General features: G+C 42.6%; 11 protein-coding genes. 6 read left to right on the top strand and 5 right to left on the bottom strand.

Annotated features, from left to right (window positions below):
- Positions 1–13 precede the first annotated feature (13 nt).
- From G626_RS0104185 to G626_RS0104165, 5 genes are all read right to left on the bottom strand, one after another.
- Positions 14–979 (bottom strand): M23 family metallopeptidase, encoded by a 966-nt coding sequence (locus G626_RS0104185; RefSeq protein WP_022931545.1) that lies wholly within the window; start codon positions 977–979, stop codon positions 14–16.
- Positions 979–3153: a single-stranded-DNA-specific exonuclease RecJ gene (gene recJ, locus G626_RS0104180; RefSeq protein WP_022931544.1), complete on the bottom strand. Its 2175-nt coding sequence runs from the start codon at positions 3151–3153 to the stop codon at positions 979–981. Before recJ ends, G626_RS0104185 begins: the two co-directional genes overlap by 1 nt.
- Positions 3150–3932 carry a DNA repair protein RecO gene (recO, locus tag G626_RS0104175; RefSeq protein ID WP_022931543.1) on the bottom strand — a complete coding sequence of 261 codons (783 nt, stop codon included), beginning with the start codon at positions 3930–3932 and terminating at the stop codon, positions 3150–3152. Before recO ends, recJ begins: the two co-directional genes overlap by 4 nt.
- A 105-nt stretch (positions 3933–4037) precedes the next feature.
- Positions 4038–4757 (bottom strand): L-ribulose-5-phosphate 4-epimerase AraD, encoded by a 720-nt coding sequence (gene araD, locus G626_RS0104170; protein WP_022931542.1) that lies wholly within the window; start codon positions 4755–4757, stop codon positions 4038–4040.
- Positions 4758–4859: 102 nt separating this feature from the next.
- On the bottom strand, positions 4860–6464 hold the full coding sequence (locus G626_RS0104165) for a xylulokinase (protein ID WP_022931541.1): 1605 nt from the start codon (positions 6462–6464) through the stop codon (positions 4860–4862).
- 693 nt (positions 6465–7157) lie between these two features.
- Between G626_RS0104165 and G626_RS0104160 the strand changes: the two genes are divergently transcribed.
- The 6 genes from G626_RS0104160 to G626_RS18020 all read left to right on the top strand — a co-directional run bounded on the left by G626_RS0104160 (position 7158) and on the right by G626_RS18020 (position 16198).
- Positions 7158–8387, top strand: coding sequence for a serine hydrolase domain-containing protein (locus G626_RS0104160; protein ID WP_022931540.1), 1230 nt, complete (start codon positions 7158–7160; stop codon positions 8385–8387).
- A 49-nt stretch (positions 8388–8436) separates the two neighbouring features.
- Positions 8437–8634: a DNA-directed RNA polymerase subunit omega gene (locus G626_RS0104155; RefSeq protein WP_022931539.1), complete on the top strand. Its 198-nt coding sequence runs from the start codon at positions 8437–8439 to the stop codon at positions 8632–8634.
- Entirely contained in the window at positions 8618–9601 is a 984-nt protein-coding gene (gene miaA, locus G626_RS0104150) for a tRNA (adenosine(37)-N6)-dimethylallyltransferase MiaA (RefSeq protein ID WP_022931538.1), read from the top strand. The genes G626_RS0104155 and miaA overlap by 17 nt, the downstream gene beginning before the upstream one ends.
- A gap of 118 nt (positions 9602–9719) precedes the next feature.
- Positions 9720–11879 (top strand): adenylate/guanylate cyclase domain-containing protein, encoded by a 2160-nt coding sequence (locus tag G626_RS15365; protein ID WP_022931537.1) that lies wholly within the window; start codon positions 9720–9722, stop codon positions 11877–11879.
- Positions 11842–14631, top strand: coding sequence for a FecR domain-containing protein (locus G626_RS0104140; RefSeq protein ID WP_022931536.1), 2790 nt, complete (start codon positions 11842–11844; stop codon positions 14629–14631). Before G626_RS15365 ends, G626_RS0104140 begins: the two co-directional genes overlap by 38 nt.
- A complete protein-coding gene (locus G626_RS18020; protein WP_022931535.1) occupies positions 14621–16198 on the top strand; it encodes a collagen binding domain-containing protein in 1578 nt (525 codons plus the stop codon). Before G626_RS0104140 ends, G626_RS18020 begins: the two co-directional genes overlap by 11 nt.
- Positions 16199–16213: the final 15 nt, after the last annotated feature.

Here is a 16213-nt window from a genome sequence, read left to right as displayed (position 1 = left end):
ACGTGGCAATCCACTAATTTTCTTCAAAAGTAAAATCACTTAAGAAAAATTCAGGTCTTACAGCAGAGCCATTAAGGCGAACTTCCCAGTGCAGGTGAGGACCTGTAGCAAGACCTGTTGCTCCAGACTTACCAATCAACTGTCCCTGGTTTACCATGTCACCTTCTTTTACAGAAAGCTCACTCATATGATAGTAAAGACTGTAAAGCCCCGGTAGATGTTCTATAACTACACTCCAGCCGGTAGAAATACGGCTTTCAGCCATAACAACCTTTCCGCCTGCGCAGGCTTTTACTTCTGTTCCTGTTGGAACACCATAGTCATTTCCGTAGTGAAGGCTTGTAGAAGATTTTCCGTTTGTATAAACATATGTACGGCGGTCTCCGCAGTAAGCAGTATAGCGCTGCGATTCAGTTGGCCTAGTAAACTTTTTCAAAGAGAAAATATCAGAAGGCATGGAAGTAAAAAGAATATTGTTGAGCTTTTCAATTTGGGCCGCACGTTCAGGGCTGTTGTCAGTTTTGATATTTGTGTTTCTTTCATCAAGCTGCAAAACTTCTTCCGGGAAGGTTCTCATCTGCAGGCGGCTTGGTAAAATGAATTCTTTAATGTCAGTATCAGAATCAGCATAAATAATTTTAAGACTGTAGTTGCCATCCTTAAGCCAGAGAGAAACAGGAATACCGCAAAGCATTTCAGTGCTGGCAGTTTTTTTCTTAAGCTGATAGAAAGGAGCAGACTCAATCACTTTTTTATCCTGAAGCAGCTGCAGTGTAGCTTTTTTCTCAGGCTCATTCTTCGATTTTTTATGAGTCTTAGGAATGGTAATGTTCAGCCTTACAAAAATCGCATCACCGGGAGTTATAACATCATTATATGTAAGATTAAGATTATAATTTTCAGATTCGTATTTAGCGTTAGCTGCAAAAATCAAATTAAGCTGAAGTAAGCAGAGCAGGGTAAGCAGTATTTTTTTCATTATATTTCTCCTTTTGATGGAAGCATTTCTTTTATAATTATCTGTTTTGTAACATTGCCGTTAAAATAATTTCGGCTCATGTTGTATAGAATATCATATTTTTTTCCAATAGATATATCTTTTTTCAGACGGTCGGCCTGGCCCCAGAACATTGCCGGTATTTTATGCTTGCCGGTATCAAAAATCATTTTAAGATGATGAGGCTCCTTTTTGCCAAGAACCATTGTATCAATCAGCTTGATGTTTCTGGTCATCAGTACAAGCTCAGGACTTTCTGCACCGCAGGGTTCAAAGGTTTCCATAAGACTGAAGTTTTCCGGGGTAAGATGCTCCGGTGGAATTTCTGCGTCAACAAAAATATCAGAGCATTCTTCTTCAAGTTCAACTGTGGCTGCGGCGGCCTGTACCTTGTTCAAAAAGATTTCAAGCTTGTCTTTATAAAAACTGAAGCCGGCTGCAAAATTGTGACCGCCGTGATTTATAAAGATGTCACCCATGTTGTCAAGAAAATCAGTTGCAATAAAGCCCCTGCAGCTGCGCATGGAACCCGTGCAAACTTCATTTTCATAAGTAATGGCAATTGTCGGAACGTTGAAGTCCTGCATAAGGCGGGTGGCAACAATTCCGGTGACTCCCTTATTTATGCACTGATCTACACAAATGCAAAGCTTGTTGGAATGACGGCTAAGACTTTCTTCTGCAGTATCATGAACTTTATAGCAGGCTTGAGAAACAAGATCTTTTCTTTTTTCATTTAAATCATAAATTGTATTTGCAAGCTGCTCGCGTTCACGAGGATTTTCAGAAATTAAAAGCTTTAGGGAAAGGTCTGATTTTCCCATGCGGCCGGCAGCATTTAAGGCAGGAATAACTGTCCAGGAAAGGTCGGTAGAAGTAAGGGCATCTTTGTTTATATTGAGCTTATTAAAAAGCTCTGCGAGTCCCTGTCGTGGTCGTTCTTTTTTGATAGAAGCAATTCCGCTGCGGACAAAAATGCGGTTTTCATTTTTCATTGGCATAATGTCTGCCAGGGCGGCAAGTGCTACCAGCTGAAGGTCCTTCTGTTCGGCTTCTATCTGGCCCGGCTTTTTCTGAGCAATAACTTTTTTACAATAAGTAACATATAAATTATATATGCTTTCAATTTCAGAAGTTTCCTGATCATTATATTTTGCAATCTGTGAAAGTGCTTTAATCTGGGCCGCACTTTTGTTCTGCACAGAAGGAATTACTCTGGAGATTTCATTTCTTAAATCATTGATGTTGAATTCTATTCCGCGGCCGAATAAGCCCTGGAGAATATTGAGAGTCTTTTTTGAATCCCAGGAATAAATCAGCTGGCCCTGTAAAAAATAGGGGAGTTTGAGGTCGTAAATAGAAGTTTGACCCGGAATGATTTTTTCGTGCAGCTCTTTGATTTTTACCAGGTTTTTGATTTTTACGCAGTCTGCATAGACGCAGCCTTCCTCTTCGTTTTCTGTCAGTTCCAGGATGCAGATTTCTGCTCCGTAAAAATCTGTGTCTGCAAAACGAAGGGCGCTTACCAGTTTATAAGCCACGGCCGCACCGGAGATTCCATCGAAGGGATAATTTGAATCTTCCATCTTGGGGTCAATTATGATAATTGCTTCAGGAAGATTTTCCGGCGGATTATGATGGTCTGTTACGATAACTTCTATACCAAGGTCATTGGCATGGGCAATTTCATCGTTATTGGAAATGCCGCAGTCTACGGTGATGATAAGAGTTCCGTCCTGAGCAGCAAAATCATCTATTGCCTGCAGATTAAGACCGTAGCCGTCATCATCAAGGGGGAGCCGCCACTGCACATCAAGCCCCATTCTTACAAGCTCTTCGTATAAGATTGCGGTACTGCTTATTCCGTCTACATCGCTGTCACCGAAAATCAAAACCTTTTCGCCTTCTTCTTTAGCCTGTAGGATTCTTTCAACGGCATCTTCAATTCCATTAAAAGAAAAGGGATTGTGTTGGAATCTTAAATCATCTTCAAGATAGTAGAGAAGGTCTGAGCCCTTAGTGATTCTACGACGCACAAAAACAGAGGCGAGTAAAGGCGAAATGTTAAATGAATTGCAAAGCGGCTCAATCTGCTGCTTTGTTACCGGCTTTTTAATCCAGTGTGATATATCTTTATATGAAGCTTCGCCTCTCACAAAATCCCCATCCCAGTTTCAATTGAGTTCAGCTTCTGATCAATACTGTTTTCAATCAGAAAGAAAACCAGCTGACGAATCTGGCCGTAAACTTCTTCATCAATTGAGAGCTTTCTTGCATCTGAAGGGGAAAGAACTGTAAGAGCGGAAAGATATTGCAGGGCGGTAAAATGCACGCCTATCATATTTTCTCTCTGGCTGCTTCCTCCCGATTCAACGCAGTCCGGACAGATAAAACTGTTTTCCATACTATTATAGTATGAAATGGCATTTGGTGCAAACCGTGAATCCAAAAAAGTTTTACCGCAACTTGCGCAGGCGTGAGAATTAGGCTGAATACCAAGTAATTCCAGATAACGCCACAAAAAACGTAAAAGTCCAAGGCGGCTCTGTTCTTCGTCGCAAAGTTCCATTCCGTCCAGAAAGCCGCCTACGAGACGGTGACAGAGCTCAGAACTGCCACCGCAGCGGGTTTTTATAGCAAGCTCTGCAGCAAGGGAAGCGGCGTAGGATTTAAAAAGATTTTGACTGAAGGAAGCGTGGTAATTTGCAACCTCAAAGTCACTGATTTTAATCTGATTTTTTTCCGGATTTTCATAGAGCCAGACCTTGCCTGAGTTCCACTGGGAAACAAGTGAACGAAGGCGGCTCTTTGGTCCGCCGTACAAAACCGCATAAACAATACCTTGCTCCGGAGTGAGCAGGGTAACACTGGAGTTATTTTCGCCCAGCGGCCGGAGTGATAAGACAATTGCAGAAGTAGAAGACGAGCGGTTCATGCCCTTAGTATAACACAGTTATGGTAGGGGAATAAATAGTTATGCTTCGATGTAAAAAAAATCTGACAGCGGGAGCCCGTCAGATTTTTTTTTGATATCTGATTTTTATTTATTTCCCTGTCCATAATATGCGTTAGGACCATGTTTACGCATATAATGTTTATTAACTATATAATCTGGTAATTCTGTCGCATCCGGACGAATCTGCAGTGTATACATAGCCATCTTACAGATTTCCTCAAGAACAGTTCCATTATAAACCGCCTTATCCGCATTTTTGCCCCAGGCAAAAGGTCCATGACCTCCGCAGAGAACCATATTTACTTCACTAGGATTAAGTCCAAGTTCTGCAAAGTGCTTTACAATCAAAAGACCAGTTTCTTTTTCGTAGTCGCGCTCAACAGCTTCGCGGCTGAGGTATGGAGTGCAAGGAACTGCCTTCTGAATGTGATCTGCGTGTGTGGTGCCAAAGAGTGGCACTGAGCGCACTGCCTGAGCCCAGGCTACGGCGCAGGTAGAGTGAGTATGGATGATTCCTCCAACCTCGCCACCCTGATTCATTGCAAACTCCTTGTAGAGAACTGCGTGGGTAGGGGTGTCGGAAGAAGGATTCAGAGAACCATCAACCTTCTTTCCATCAAGGTCAATAATTACCATTGATTCAGGAGTAAGCTCCGGATAAGGAACTCCACTTGGCTTGATTGCAAAAACGCCCTTATCCTTATCAAAAGCAGAAACGTTTCCCCAGGTATAGAGAGCCAGGTGGTTCTCCGGAATTTTCATATTAGCTTCGTAAGCCTGATTTCTAAGTGTTTCGTAATTCATTTTTTTTCCTCGTGTATTATGGTGATTTCGATACACCGCTTTCGCGGCACTCAATCACCGCGGTGGTTGAGTAGCCCGAAAGGGCGTATCGAAACCACATTTTTAAAGATTTTCTACTGCAGCCTTTTCGATTGCAAGGCCTTTCATATATCTGTCAAAGAATATATTAAAGCTTTCTACTAATTCATTTTCAGGTGCTGCAGTAGTTTTTTTGCAAGATTTGAATACTTCATTATTCAGGAAGTCATCAAGTGTTTTGTTATTTTTAGAATCAATAGCATATGCAGCTAGAAGTGCCATACCCCAAGGTCCGCCTTCACCCGCAGTTTCCATAGCGCTAACGCTAGTCTTCATAGCCGCAGCCATGTATTTCAATCCGGCTTCAGTTTTAAAGTAGCCGCCGGCACCAGTCATGCTTTCTACAGGAACCTTTTCTTCATCATAAAGAATATTCATACCTGCACGGAGAGCACCAAGAGAAGCGAACATCTGAGTACGCATAAAGTTTGCAACGTTGAACTTAGCATTTTCTGCACGTGCAAAGAGTGGGCGTCCGCTGTTAAAGCCTGTAATTGTTTCACCGGAAAGATAGTTGTAAGCGAGAAGTCCGCCACAGTCTTTATCAGCTTCAAGAGACTTGCCGATCAGATCATCAAAGAACTTACCAATCTTTGGTACATTGCCTGCACCGCACATCAAAGTAGCTACTTCATAGAAAAGATCCATCCAGTAGTTATGCTCGCCTGTACAGTTATTTGCGTGAACCATTGCAACAGGAAGTCCTGCAGGTGTAGTTACGATATCAATAATTCCAGGGTAAGCCTTCTTCAAATCCTTTTCCAGAACTACCATACTGAATACAGAAGTTCCGGCAGAGATGTTACCAGTTTTAGCGGCAACAGAATTAGTTGCAGCCATACCTGTTCCCGCATCTCCTTCCGGAGGACAGAATGGAATACCAGCCTGGAGCTCTCCTGTAGGGTCAAGGAACTTAGCACCAGCTTCAGTAAGCTCACCGGCAGATTCCCCGGCCATCAAAACCTTAGGGAAAACAGAATCAAGCTTAAGGCCGAGCGCCTTAACACCAGGAAGAGCTTCAAACTTAGCCTTGAAATCCGGATTATAATCAGCTTTACCAGCCTCGTATTTTACAGGGAACATACCGCTGGCATCGCCGACACCAAGCACCTTCTTTCCTGTAAGCATATAGTGGATATAGCCTGCAAGTGTATAAACATTGTTTATCTTGTTGATATGAGGTTCTTTGTTCAAAATAGCCTGATAAAGGTGAGAAACAGACCAGCGCTCAGGAACAGGGAAGTTGAAAAGGTTTGAAAGCTCCTTAGAAGCCTGACCTGTAATAGTATTTCTCCAGGTTCTGAATGGAACGAGAAGATTTTCTTCCTTATCAAAAGCAAGGTAGCCGTGCATCATGGCAGAAATACCGCCGGCACGGAACTTTGTAAGCTTTACGCCGTATTTTTCGGCAACGTCTTTTTTAAGGTCAGCATAACAGGTCTGCAGCCCCTCGTGAATCTGGCTCAAAGGGTAGGTCCAGATACCATTATCCAGAGTGTTTTCCCAGGTATAAGAGCCGCCCGCAATAGGCTCATATTTGTCATTAATCAGCACAGCCTTAATACGTGTTGAACCAAACTCAATTCCCAGAACGGCAGAGCCGCTTTCTATAAGTTCTTTGTTTCCCATAATATTTCCTTTTTAGTAAATCCTTTAACTAAATTATAGCCTATTATATTCAATATTAAAGTCTTTTACAATTAAGATTTTTACTGAATAAAGTTGAAATATTTACGTAGTTTTTAAGGAGGGGGGGCCCCCCCCTGCGCTCCAAAGTCCTCACTCACGGTGGTTTCGATACGATAGGTGCTTTAGCACCGTACTACTCTAACCACCGTTCGCTCCGGTCTTTTCCGCTACCCCCCCCCCGAACGGGGCACAGTTTTTTTACAAATTCACAATAAAGAATCCCAATCACTAAAGTACCGGCCCCGTAACGCCCCACTTTCCCGCGGGGGGATGGGCTCATAATGATTTTTTTCCGACAAAATACATTTCAAAGCTCCTCTTTGTCGGAAAACAACAAAGCCGAAAAACTAAAAATCCGACAAGACTCCCCTCAGGTATCTATTTTGTCGGAAAAAATGACTTAAAAACTCTCACAATTTATTAATTCAATCAAAAATCTCGACATTTTTCCGACAAAAACCTACCCAACTCTTCTTTTTGTCGGATTTTCAAAAAACAGGTCTGAAAATTTTCCGACAAAAGGCACTTCAGAGCTCTTGTTTGTCGGAAAATCCCTAAAATCTTCCCACCCCAACACTAAAAATCAGAAATCTCCATGATGCAAATCCCCTGTAACTGTGCTATCATAAAACTATGAATTATAAGTTACTCGAAAATGTACAGTCAGTTTTAGACGATTTTGTAAATAAAAAGGAAGCCGCAGGCTTAAATCTTCTGGTTTGCAAAGATGGCCGCGAGCTTGGTTACTGGCAGTCAGGCCTCGCAGATGTAGCCGCCGGCCGGGCCTATAACCGCGACACAATCGCCCGCCTTTATTCCATGACCAAGCCGGTTACCGCCGTTGCCGCCATGATTCTTATGGAAGAGGGTAAGCTTGACTTCGCCGCCGAAGTTTTCCGCTACCTTCCCGAGTTCAAAGATGTCAAAGTATGCACAGATCGCGGCCGCAAGGGAAATCTAAGACCCGCAAGGCGCCCGATCCTTATTCAGGACCTTTTGAATATGACAAGCGGCTACGGTTACGGCGCCTGGGGAGAAGGCTCTTTTTATGGAGAACACCTTACATCAGTTCTCATAAAGGACCTTAATGAAGACGAAAAAGACGGCGGCAAAAATCAGATTACCACAAGAGAATTTGCCCGCCGTATAGCCCAGATTCCACTGAACTTTGAGCCGGGAACAGAATACAACTACGGCTATTCCGCAGATATTCTAGGTGCCGTAATAGAGGTCGTTTCTGGCCAGAGCTTCAGTGATTTTATGAAAGAGCGTATTTTTAAGCCTCTTGCCATGAATGATACAGATTTTTATGTGCCTGAAGAAAAACAAAGCCGCCTTGCAAAGGTTTACCGCTCTATAGAAGACTGGACAGACGGCAGCGAAAAGCACACCCTGCAGCTTTTTACAGACTGCAACCTCGGCGTTCAGGATAAAATGAACCATCAGCCGGCCTTCGAAAGCGGCGGCGCCGGTCTCTGTTCAACCGCAGACGACTACATGAACTTTGCCCTTATGCTGGCAAACGGCGGAAGTCTCAACGGCCGCCGTATACTCAGCGAAAACACAGTGCGCCGCCTGAGCGACTCCCGCCTTATGCCGTCAGTTCAGCAGACTTTCGACATCAAAATGCCGCATCTGGCAGGTTACAGCTACTGCAACCTCATGAGAGTGGCTGCAAATCCGGGGGCCTGCAACGTATTTACCAGCAAAGGCGAGTTCGGCTGGGACGGCTGGCTTGGCCCATACGTCTCTGTAGACCGCGAATCAGGCCTCACAATTGTAATGACCATGCAGCGCTGCGATTCCGGTACCACTGCCGCCATCCGCCGTGCTCGAAACATCATTTACAGCTCACTTTCTTGACACTAAGTGTTATAATTGTTAAAATATTCTATTATATTTGAGGTGAAGAATGGTTTTTCCTTTGGAACAGTTAGTAACATTTAACGGCAATATTTATGAGATTACAGTAGCAGCAAGTCTTCGTGCATATCAGATGGCAAAAGTAAATGATCCTGAAATTGCTGCAAACCAGGATAAGGTTGTTTGTGCAGCTGCAAAACAGCTTTTTACACATAGAGTAACTTACCGCATTGAGCACAAAGACTAAGGTTTTAGTTATTTTTGCGCCCACAGCTTCGGGAAAGACTGCCTTAACGAGGGAACTTTTTTCACCTCAAGGCAGTCATTTTATTTTAAAGGCAGAAATAATCAGCGCAGATTCACAGGCAGTCTATAAAGAAATGGACATTGGCACTGCAAAGCCCGAAGCAGACCTTCAGAAAGAAATCCCTCATCATCTAATAAATCTTCTTACACCAGACCTGCAGTATAATGTGTCTGATTTTGTGAACGCTGCGGACAAAGCCTGCCAGGAAATAACGGCCCGCGGTAACTTACCGGTTGTAGTAGGCGGAACAGGCTTTTATATCAGAAATTTTTTATATGGCCTTGCTCCAACTCCGGTTTCAGATGAAAAACTCCGCAATGAACTTAAAGAACGCATAGCCCGCGAAGGAAATCAGGCCCTTTATGATGAACTGAAGAAAATTGACCCGGAAAGTGCGGCAAAAATCCATCCAAACGATGCTTACAGAATCTGCCGTGCCCTTGAAGTTTTTTATCTTAGCGGTAAAAAACGCTCAGAATATCAGGCAGAAGGTCAGGGGAAAATCCGCGATAAGTTTGATTTTAAGTTTCTTGTTTTGCAGCCAGAACGGGAAGAGCTTTATGACCGTATCCGCCGCCGTGTAGACCTCATGTTTGAAGTAGGACTGGAAGATGAAGTCCGTTCTCTTGTTGCAAAAGGCTACGGCAAAGACAGCCCCGGTATGAAGGCTATAGGCTACAGCGAATGGTTTGCAGAAGACGGCAGCCTTTATGGCCCGGAAAAAATCGAAGAAATCAAAGAAGCCATAAAACACCACAGCACAAAATATGCAAAGAAACAGTACACCTATATTAGAGATATTCCGGGTAGCCAGGTGATTGAATTTACTGCACAGGAAAATGATATTTTGAACATTACAGAAATAATAAATCAATGGATTGCCACGTCGCTTCGCTCCTCGCAATGACCTTGCTGTAACTTTGTCATTGCGAGGAGACCCTTGGGGCGACGTGGCAATCCATCATAAACATACAATTATTTGTAAGAATCTACTATAAATGCTATAATATTCCGATAATATTCTTATGGACAGTAACAAAGTGAAAGAAAAAAAAATCCCAAAAAATAAAGCCGATAAGGTTAGACACCCTATTGGTATAAAACTCATTGCAATTATTTCAACAATTGTACTTATTGCACTTGGCGGTGTTACCTACGCCGTCTCATACTTCGTAACCGCCGACGTCCGCAACAACGCCGAAGAAAACAATCTTACAATCAATAGCCGCACCGCCGCCGATACAGAAAACCGAATCACTTCGGCCCTGTCCAGTGTTGCTATGTTTATAGACCTCTTAAACACTGCCGGCTCCAATCAGACCGAAATCATGGCTCTGGAAAATCTGTACTTCGACCGCAACAAATCCGTGGCGGCCGTATATCTGCCGGACTCAGGTCGTCTCTTCACAAACACTGCCTTTTTTATTTCTCAGGAGCTCGAGCCGGATTCGGCTCTGAATTATTTTTTACAGGAAGAAGCCTTAATCGAAAAAGCCTCAAACGGCTATATGGAGCTGCATAACGCATCGCCGTTTTTTAACGCACCGGTCCTTTCCTTTTTTTATCCGGCAACCAGCGGTGGAGCGGCCCTTGCAGACGGATCTGCCCCAGAGAACTCAGGAAACAGTGTAGTCGCATTTTTGTTTTCTGCAGAAGACCTTAGCAACAGCTTTGCATCAGGCAGTGTAAACCAGTCTTTCTTTGTAAACAAAGACGGAACCATCCTTCTTCACAGCGACAGCTCTCTTATGATGCAGGCTGCAGACGAATCATCAAATCCTATAGTTAAGGCAATGCAGGAAAGTGCTGCAAACAACTCTCAGATTACCTATAACACAAAAAACGGAACAGAATACATAGGCGCCTTTAGAAAACTTTCTTTTGGCGACTGTGCGGTAATCACAACAGCCCAGACTTCAATCATTCTGGAAGGTGTAAAAAGAACTACCCGCAGAAATCTTTATATATCTGCAATCATTCTTTCGCTTTCAATCCTCATAATTTACTTTTTCTCAAAATCTCTCAGCCGTCCGCTTAAGGTGCTTACGGCAATTGTAAACGAAATCAACCAGGGAAACTTTAATACAGAGCTCTTCAGCGAAATCAAAAAAACACACAGAGATGAAATTGGTGTCCTTGCAAACTCAACCAAGCATGAACGCGAAATCTTAAATACCTTCACCAAGCTTACAAACAAGGGCGTTACTCAGGCTATCATCAAAAAGGAAATTGATTTTGAGCCACACCTTAAAGACATTACAATTTTCTTCAGCGACATTCGAGGCTTCACTGCAATTTCAGACGGCTTCAAAAATCGTTTTGGCGAAAAGTCTGCCGGCGAAATCATCAGCTTTTTGAACGACTATATGAGCCGTATGGTTTCCTGCATTACACGTACAGGCGGAACTGTAGATAAATTTGAAGGTGATGCCATCATGGCTGCCTGGGGTGTGCTTCGTAACGAAAGCCTTGACTGGGAACAGCTGCCGCCGGATTCAGCCGAATACAAAAAAGCAAAGAAACATCACGACGCATATGTAAAACGCGATGCCCTTGCCGCCATCACCTGTTGTATGGCAATGCGCTATTCCCTCATGCTTTACAACAAGGAAGCAGAAGCCTTTACAAAGGCACACGAAAAAGAACCTCTTGCAAAGTACAAGCCTCACATCAGAATTGGTGCAGGTCTCAACTCCGGACGCGCAACAGTAGGCTTTATGGGATCCTTCGACAAAATGGAATACACTTCGATTGGTGATGCCGTAAACTTTGCCAGCCGTACCGAAGCTTCTAACAAACCATGTGGAACAGATACTCTTATCACTCAGGATACCTACGATATTCTCAAATATGATTTTATAAAATGTAAGGAAAATAATTTTACAATCAAGCCTGAAAATAAACCTTGCGAACTGATTGTAGAACAGATTCCTGTAGACTTTGAAGTAAAAGGAAAGGGCAAGCAGCACTTCTTTGGTGTTGTAAATATGCCTGCCTTTGATATTGAAAAGTTCTTCAGTTTTGATAAGGACTTTAAACTGGATAAAGATTGCGAACGTGCGATAGGACCAAAAGGACCTAAGACACTTTCAGAAATGAGAAAGCTGCTCGGAATTGCTGAGCCTGATTTTGGAAAGGTTAACCTGGATGCGGAAGAGAACAAAATTCAAGTCGCCGGTTCGTGATTTTTTTGTAGTTGTTCTAACTCTTTCTGTAGCAGGCTTTTTCAGCTGGACCTTCTGGAAAGATTTAAACAATTCATCGAGCCGTGATGATAAAGATGAAATTGCAATAATCACTTTTAAAAATCGTATCGCCCAGCGTAAATACGAAGACCGTGTTGTCTGGGAAAGAATCGATAAATCAACTCCTCTTTATAACGGCGACCTTATCCGTACTGCAGAACTTGCAGAAGCAGTAATTACTTTCAACGACGGTTCAGAAGTAAACATTTATGAAAATACAATGATTCAGGTTTACTATTCTGATTTTGAAGGCGTAAATATTTCTGTAGGTAATGGAAACCTTCAGGTTGAATCTTCGGAAAAAGGTAATGTACAGCTTACAATGAACGATGGTTCAACTGTAAAAGCTTCAGGCGGAACAAGCCTTTCTGCAAAAACAAGTGCGGGTGGAGCAGGTTCTAAAACTGTTGAAGTTCAAAGCGGCTCGGCAACAGTCACAGGCGCCAGCGGTATAACAGAAGCAATGCAGGCAGGCCAATCATTAAGTGTAAAAGCAACTGGTGAAATTGCAAAGATGCCTGTTACCGTAACTTCAATTCCGCCGGAGCTGCGTGTGCTTAATGTAGAAGGGGAGCCCCTTCCTGTAAAACTTGAATGGAACAAAATTAATTCAAACCAGCCAGTAATTTTACAGACATCAAGAAAAAAAGACTTTTCACAGATTGCAGAAGAAAAAGTGTTAGCCTCGGCTAATGACTCTCTTATAAATATTTCTCAGGGTACTTTGTACTGGCGCGTATTCCCTCAGGGAAATGAAGACGAAGCGACAGAAGGAAAAATATCTGTAGAAGCGGCAGAGCCTCTTGAACTTATTTCTCCTGCAGAAAACGGTTCTTTCCAGTATAGAAACAGAAATCCTCTTTTGAATTTCCGTTGGAAGGGTAACGATTATGCTAAAAATTATCTTGTAAAAGTTTCTTCAACTCCGGATATGCAGACCACTGTAATTTCAAAGGTTGTGGTAAATCCTTCTTTGCAACTGGATTCTCTAGGAAGCGGCCAGTGGTGGTGGCAGGTTACTCCATATTACGAAGTAAACTCAATAGGTTATGCCGGAGCAAGTAAAGTTGCAAGTTTTATAATAGAAAGAACTGAAGGTATAACACCTCCGTCTCTTACAGTGCCTCTGCAGAATGCAGAGATTCATTATAAAGATTCACTGGATGTAAACTTCAGCTGGAAGAGTGACATTAAGGCTTCTTACGAACTGCTGGTTTCTGCAGATAAAGATTTTAATGATATTATCACAAGAAGAAAAACTGCAGGCCAGCGTGCCAGTGTTAGTTTTGCCTTACCAGAAAAAGACGGACAGGAATATTACTGGAAGGTAATCCGTAATTCTTCGGAACCGGATGATTTTACACCAGAATCAGATGTCCGTCATTTTACAGTTTCAAAATATGTAAGTGTACCGACAAAGCTTGTTTATCCTCCGGAAGAATTCAGTACAGAAAGTACAAAGGTAAGCAGCCTGCGCTTTATGTGGAAGCCTTCGGATGAAGCAAAGACAAACGGAAAAGAAACTACAATTCAGATTTCTTCAAGCAAAGATTTTTCTTCTGTTCAGGTAGAAAAAACAGTTCCGGGAACAACAATCGAAAATATAAATCTTCCTCATGGAGAATACTACTGGCGTGTTGCTACCGAAGGAATGGATGGAGAGCTTGAATATACACAGCCAAATCATCTTGTAGTTCAAAAAGAGTTAACCGCTCCTAACGTAACAAATGTAAAAGATGAAGCAGAAGTACTTATTGCAAAAGATGCTCCTGTAAAATTAAACTGGTCACCTGTTCAGGGTGCAGATTTTTATAACGTTCGTGTTTACGATTCAGACAATAAACTTGTAGCAGAAAAGCCGGAAGCAGCCGGAACAAGTGCAAGCTTTACTCTGCCGGATGATTCTTATTCAGTTAAGATTCAGGCTGTTGCTTCTCAGACAGAAATATCACCACTGAGAACCGGCCCTGTAGAAACTGTAGACTTTACTGTAAGAAGACCGGAGAACCTTACAGCCCTTAGTCCTGCCCCTTCTGCAAAAATCGACGGACTTAGTGCCCTGCGTACACCTGTAAACTTCACCTGGAAGCCAGGCCGCGACAAGGCTGTATCTACAGAGCTTGTAATTAAAAAACGCCAGGACGACGGAACCTTACGCACTGTAGAAAGTATCAAAACAAATAAAACTACTGCGTCAGTTCCTCGTCTAACTACAGGCTCTTATACCTGGCAGGTTATTGCAAGTACCCAGGATGGAATTCCAATCAATACAGAGCCTGTAAACTTTACTGTAACATCGGTTGCTTCGCTTGCCCGTCCAATGCTTATGTCTCCAAAACATAACCTTACAATGGACGCATCTTATCTCCGCAAAAACCGTTCAATCACCTTTGAATGGAAAGATGTTGCAGACGCTACAGAATATAACTTTGTACTTTATAAAAAACAGATTAATGGAAGCCTTACTCCGGTTTATACAGAAAAAGGAGTGAAGGGTAACAAGGTCAAACTCAAGAAACTTACTATGCTCGATTTAGGTGAGTTTGAATGGGATGTAACAGCCTTCTCTTATGCAAAAGACGGTTACGAAGAAAGAAGATCTCAGCCGGCCCAGGCAACATTTAAAATAAAGTTCGACGCACCAAAGCAGATAACAACAGAAAAAACAGGAAGGATGTTCAGTGAAGAATAATTTATTAAACCGAACAGCTAAAATCCTCACTGCAATTTTCTGTATCATGCTCCTGACAACAGGACATTTGTCTGCTCAGTCGTCATCTGGTGCTGCCCAAAAGTTTAAGCAAACTCTCCAGTGGAGCAGTGACCCTAACGTACTAGAATATAAAGTAGAAATTCAAAATAGCAGCGGTCAGATCATTCAGTCTCTAACGACAGAAGAAAGTTCTGTTAGTCTTGCCTTAAAAGAAGGTACCTACCGTTACCGCATCACCGCCTACGACTTCCTTGGCCGCGAGGCAGTTTCTACAGGCTGGGTAAACTTCGAAGTTGCAATTGCCAAACAGCCGGAAATTAAACATGAGAAAAAACTTGAGTCCCTTGCAGAAGACGGAAAATCTCTTGAACTTGATGTGAATGTTGCAGACGTAACTTCAGATTCAAAAGCAGAACTTGTTAATATGGAAACAAAAGCCCGCATTCCGGGAAAACTTATTCTTTCTGCTGCAGCGGGTGCCCCTGCGGTTGGACTTTCAGCCTCAGAAACACATGCTGCAAATAAAGTCCGCTTTACAGATGTTCCTGAAGGTAAGTGGAAGTTAGTTATTACTAACCCAAGTGGACTTTCAACAGAGACAGAAAGCTTTGAAGTAAAAGATACAATTAAAGAAGAGCGCCTAGCCGCTGCCAAAGCAGAAGCCGAACGTAAGGAAAAAGAACGTCTTGAACAGGAAAGATTAGCAAAAGAAGCAGAAGAAAAGGCAAAGGCAGAAGCAGAACGCCTGGCCCGCGAAGAAGCAGAAAAAGAAGCCCAGCGACTTGCAATCGAACAGGCAGTTCGAGAAGAAATGGAAAAAATGGCTGCAGAAAAAGCCGCCCAGGAAGCAGCACTTGAAGAAGAACGCAGACAAAAAGAAGAAGAGGAACGTCTTGCCCGCGAAGAGGAAGAGCGCTTAGCCCGCGAGGAAGAAGAACGCCTTGCAAAAGAAGAGGAAGAAAAGGCTAAGGAAGAAGAAAAAGCAAAACGCCGCGAACAATGGCTCAACTACGACCGCAAGTTCTACGTAATAGCAGGAGCCGGTACTGCAATGCCAATATATGACAGCGACTTCTTTGATGATTATGTTGAAAAAAATTTATTAAATCTGTCTCTTACTGCACAAATTGGCTGGCTTCCTGTTCATACAGAAAAGCTTCGCTTTGGTATGGAACTTAACGGCATTGCAAGCCGCTTTAATAATGAAAATGAATATTACAAGCTGGATCTTAATACACTTATGCTGCAGGATAATCTTGTTTTAAGATTCCGCTTTAAATCTAAAAAAGTTTGGTGGCAGGTCAAAGGAGGGGGCGGTATAGCCCTTGTTCAGGAAAGACTTGACTATTCGGAAATTTACGAAAATAATAAACAGAATAAGACTTTGAATTTCGGCTATTTCACTGCAGGCGGTGGTCTTTCTGTTTTAATTATTCCATCAGCAATGTTTATGATGGAAATAGGAGCAGATTTTTATAATCTGTTTATTCCAGACTTAAATATTGGAATCCTTAATCCTTATTTAGGAATAGGAGTAAGATTCTAGTATGATATGGAGAGT

This window comes from Treponema bryantii NK4A124 (assembly GCF_000421345.1).
Classification (GTDB): Bacteria; Spirochaetota; Spirochaetia; order Treponematales; family Treponemataceae; genus Treponema_D; species Treponema_D bryantii_B.
The sequence above is the reverse complement of the archived record's forward strand: the minus strand, read 5'-3'. Positions and strand labels throughout refer to the sequence as shown.

Coding starts and splice junctions, on each gene's coding strand:
- recO (WP_022931543.1), bottom strand. CDS start 3,932: ATGAACCGCTCGTCTTCTACTTCTGCAATTGTCTTATCACTCCGGCCG.
- G626_RS0104165 (WP_022931541.1), bottom strand. CDS start 6,464: ATGGGAAACAAAGAACTTATAGAAAGCGGCTCTGCCGTTCTGGGAATT.
- G626_RS0104160 (WP_022931540.1), top strand. CDS start 7,158: ATGAATTATAAGTTACTCGAAAATGTACAGTCAGTTTTAGACGATTTT.
- G626_RS0104185 (WP_022931545.1), bottom strand. CDS start 979: ATGAAAAAAATACTGCTTACCCTGCTCTGCTTACTTCAGCTTAATTTG.
- G626_RS0104140 (WP_022931536.1), top strand. CDS start 11,842: ATGCGGAAGAGAACAAAATTCAAGTCGCCGGTTCGTGATTTTTTTGTA.
- G626_RS15365 (WP_022931537.1), top strand. CDS start 9,720: ATGGACAGTAACAAAGTGAAAGAAAAAAAAATCCCAAAAAATAAAGCC.
- G626_RS0104155 (WP_022931539.1), top strand. CDS start 8,437: ATGGTTTTTCCTTTGGAACAGTTAGTAACATTTAACGGCAATATTTAT.
- araD (WP_022931542.1), bottom strand. CDS start 4,757: ATGAATTACGAAACACTTAGAAATCAGGCTTACGAAGCTAATATGAAA.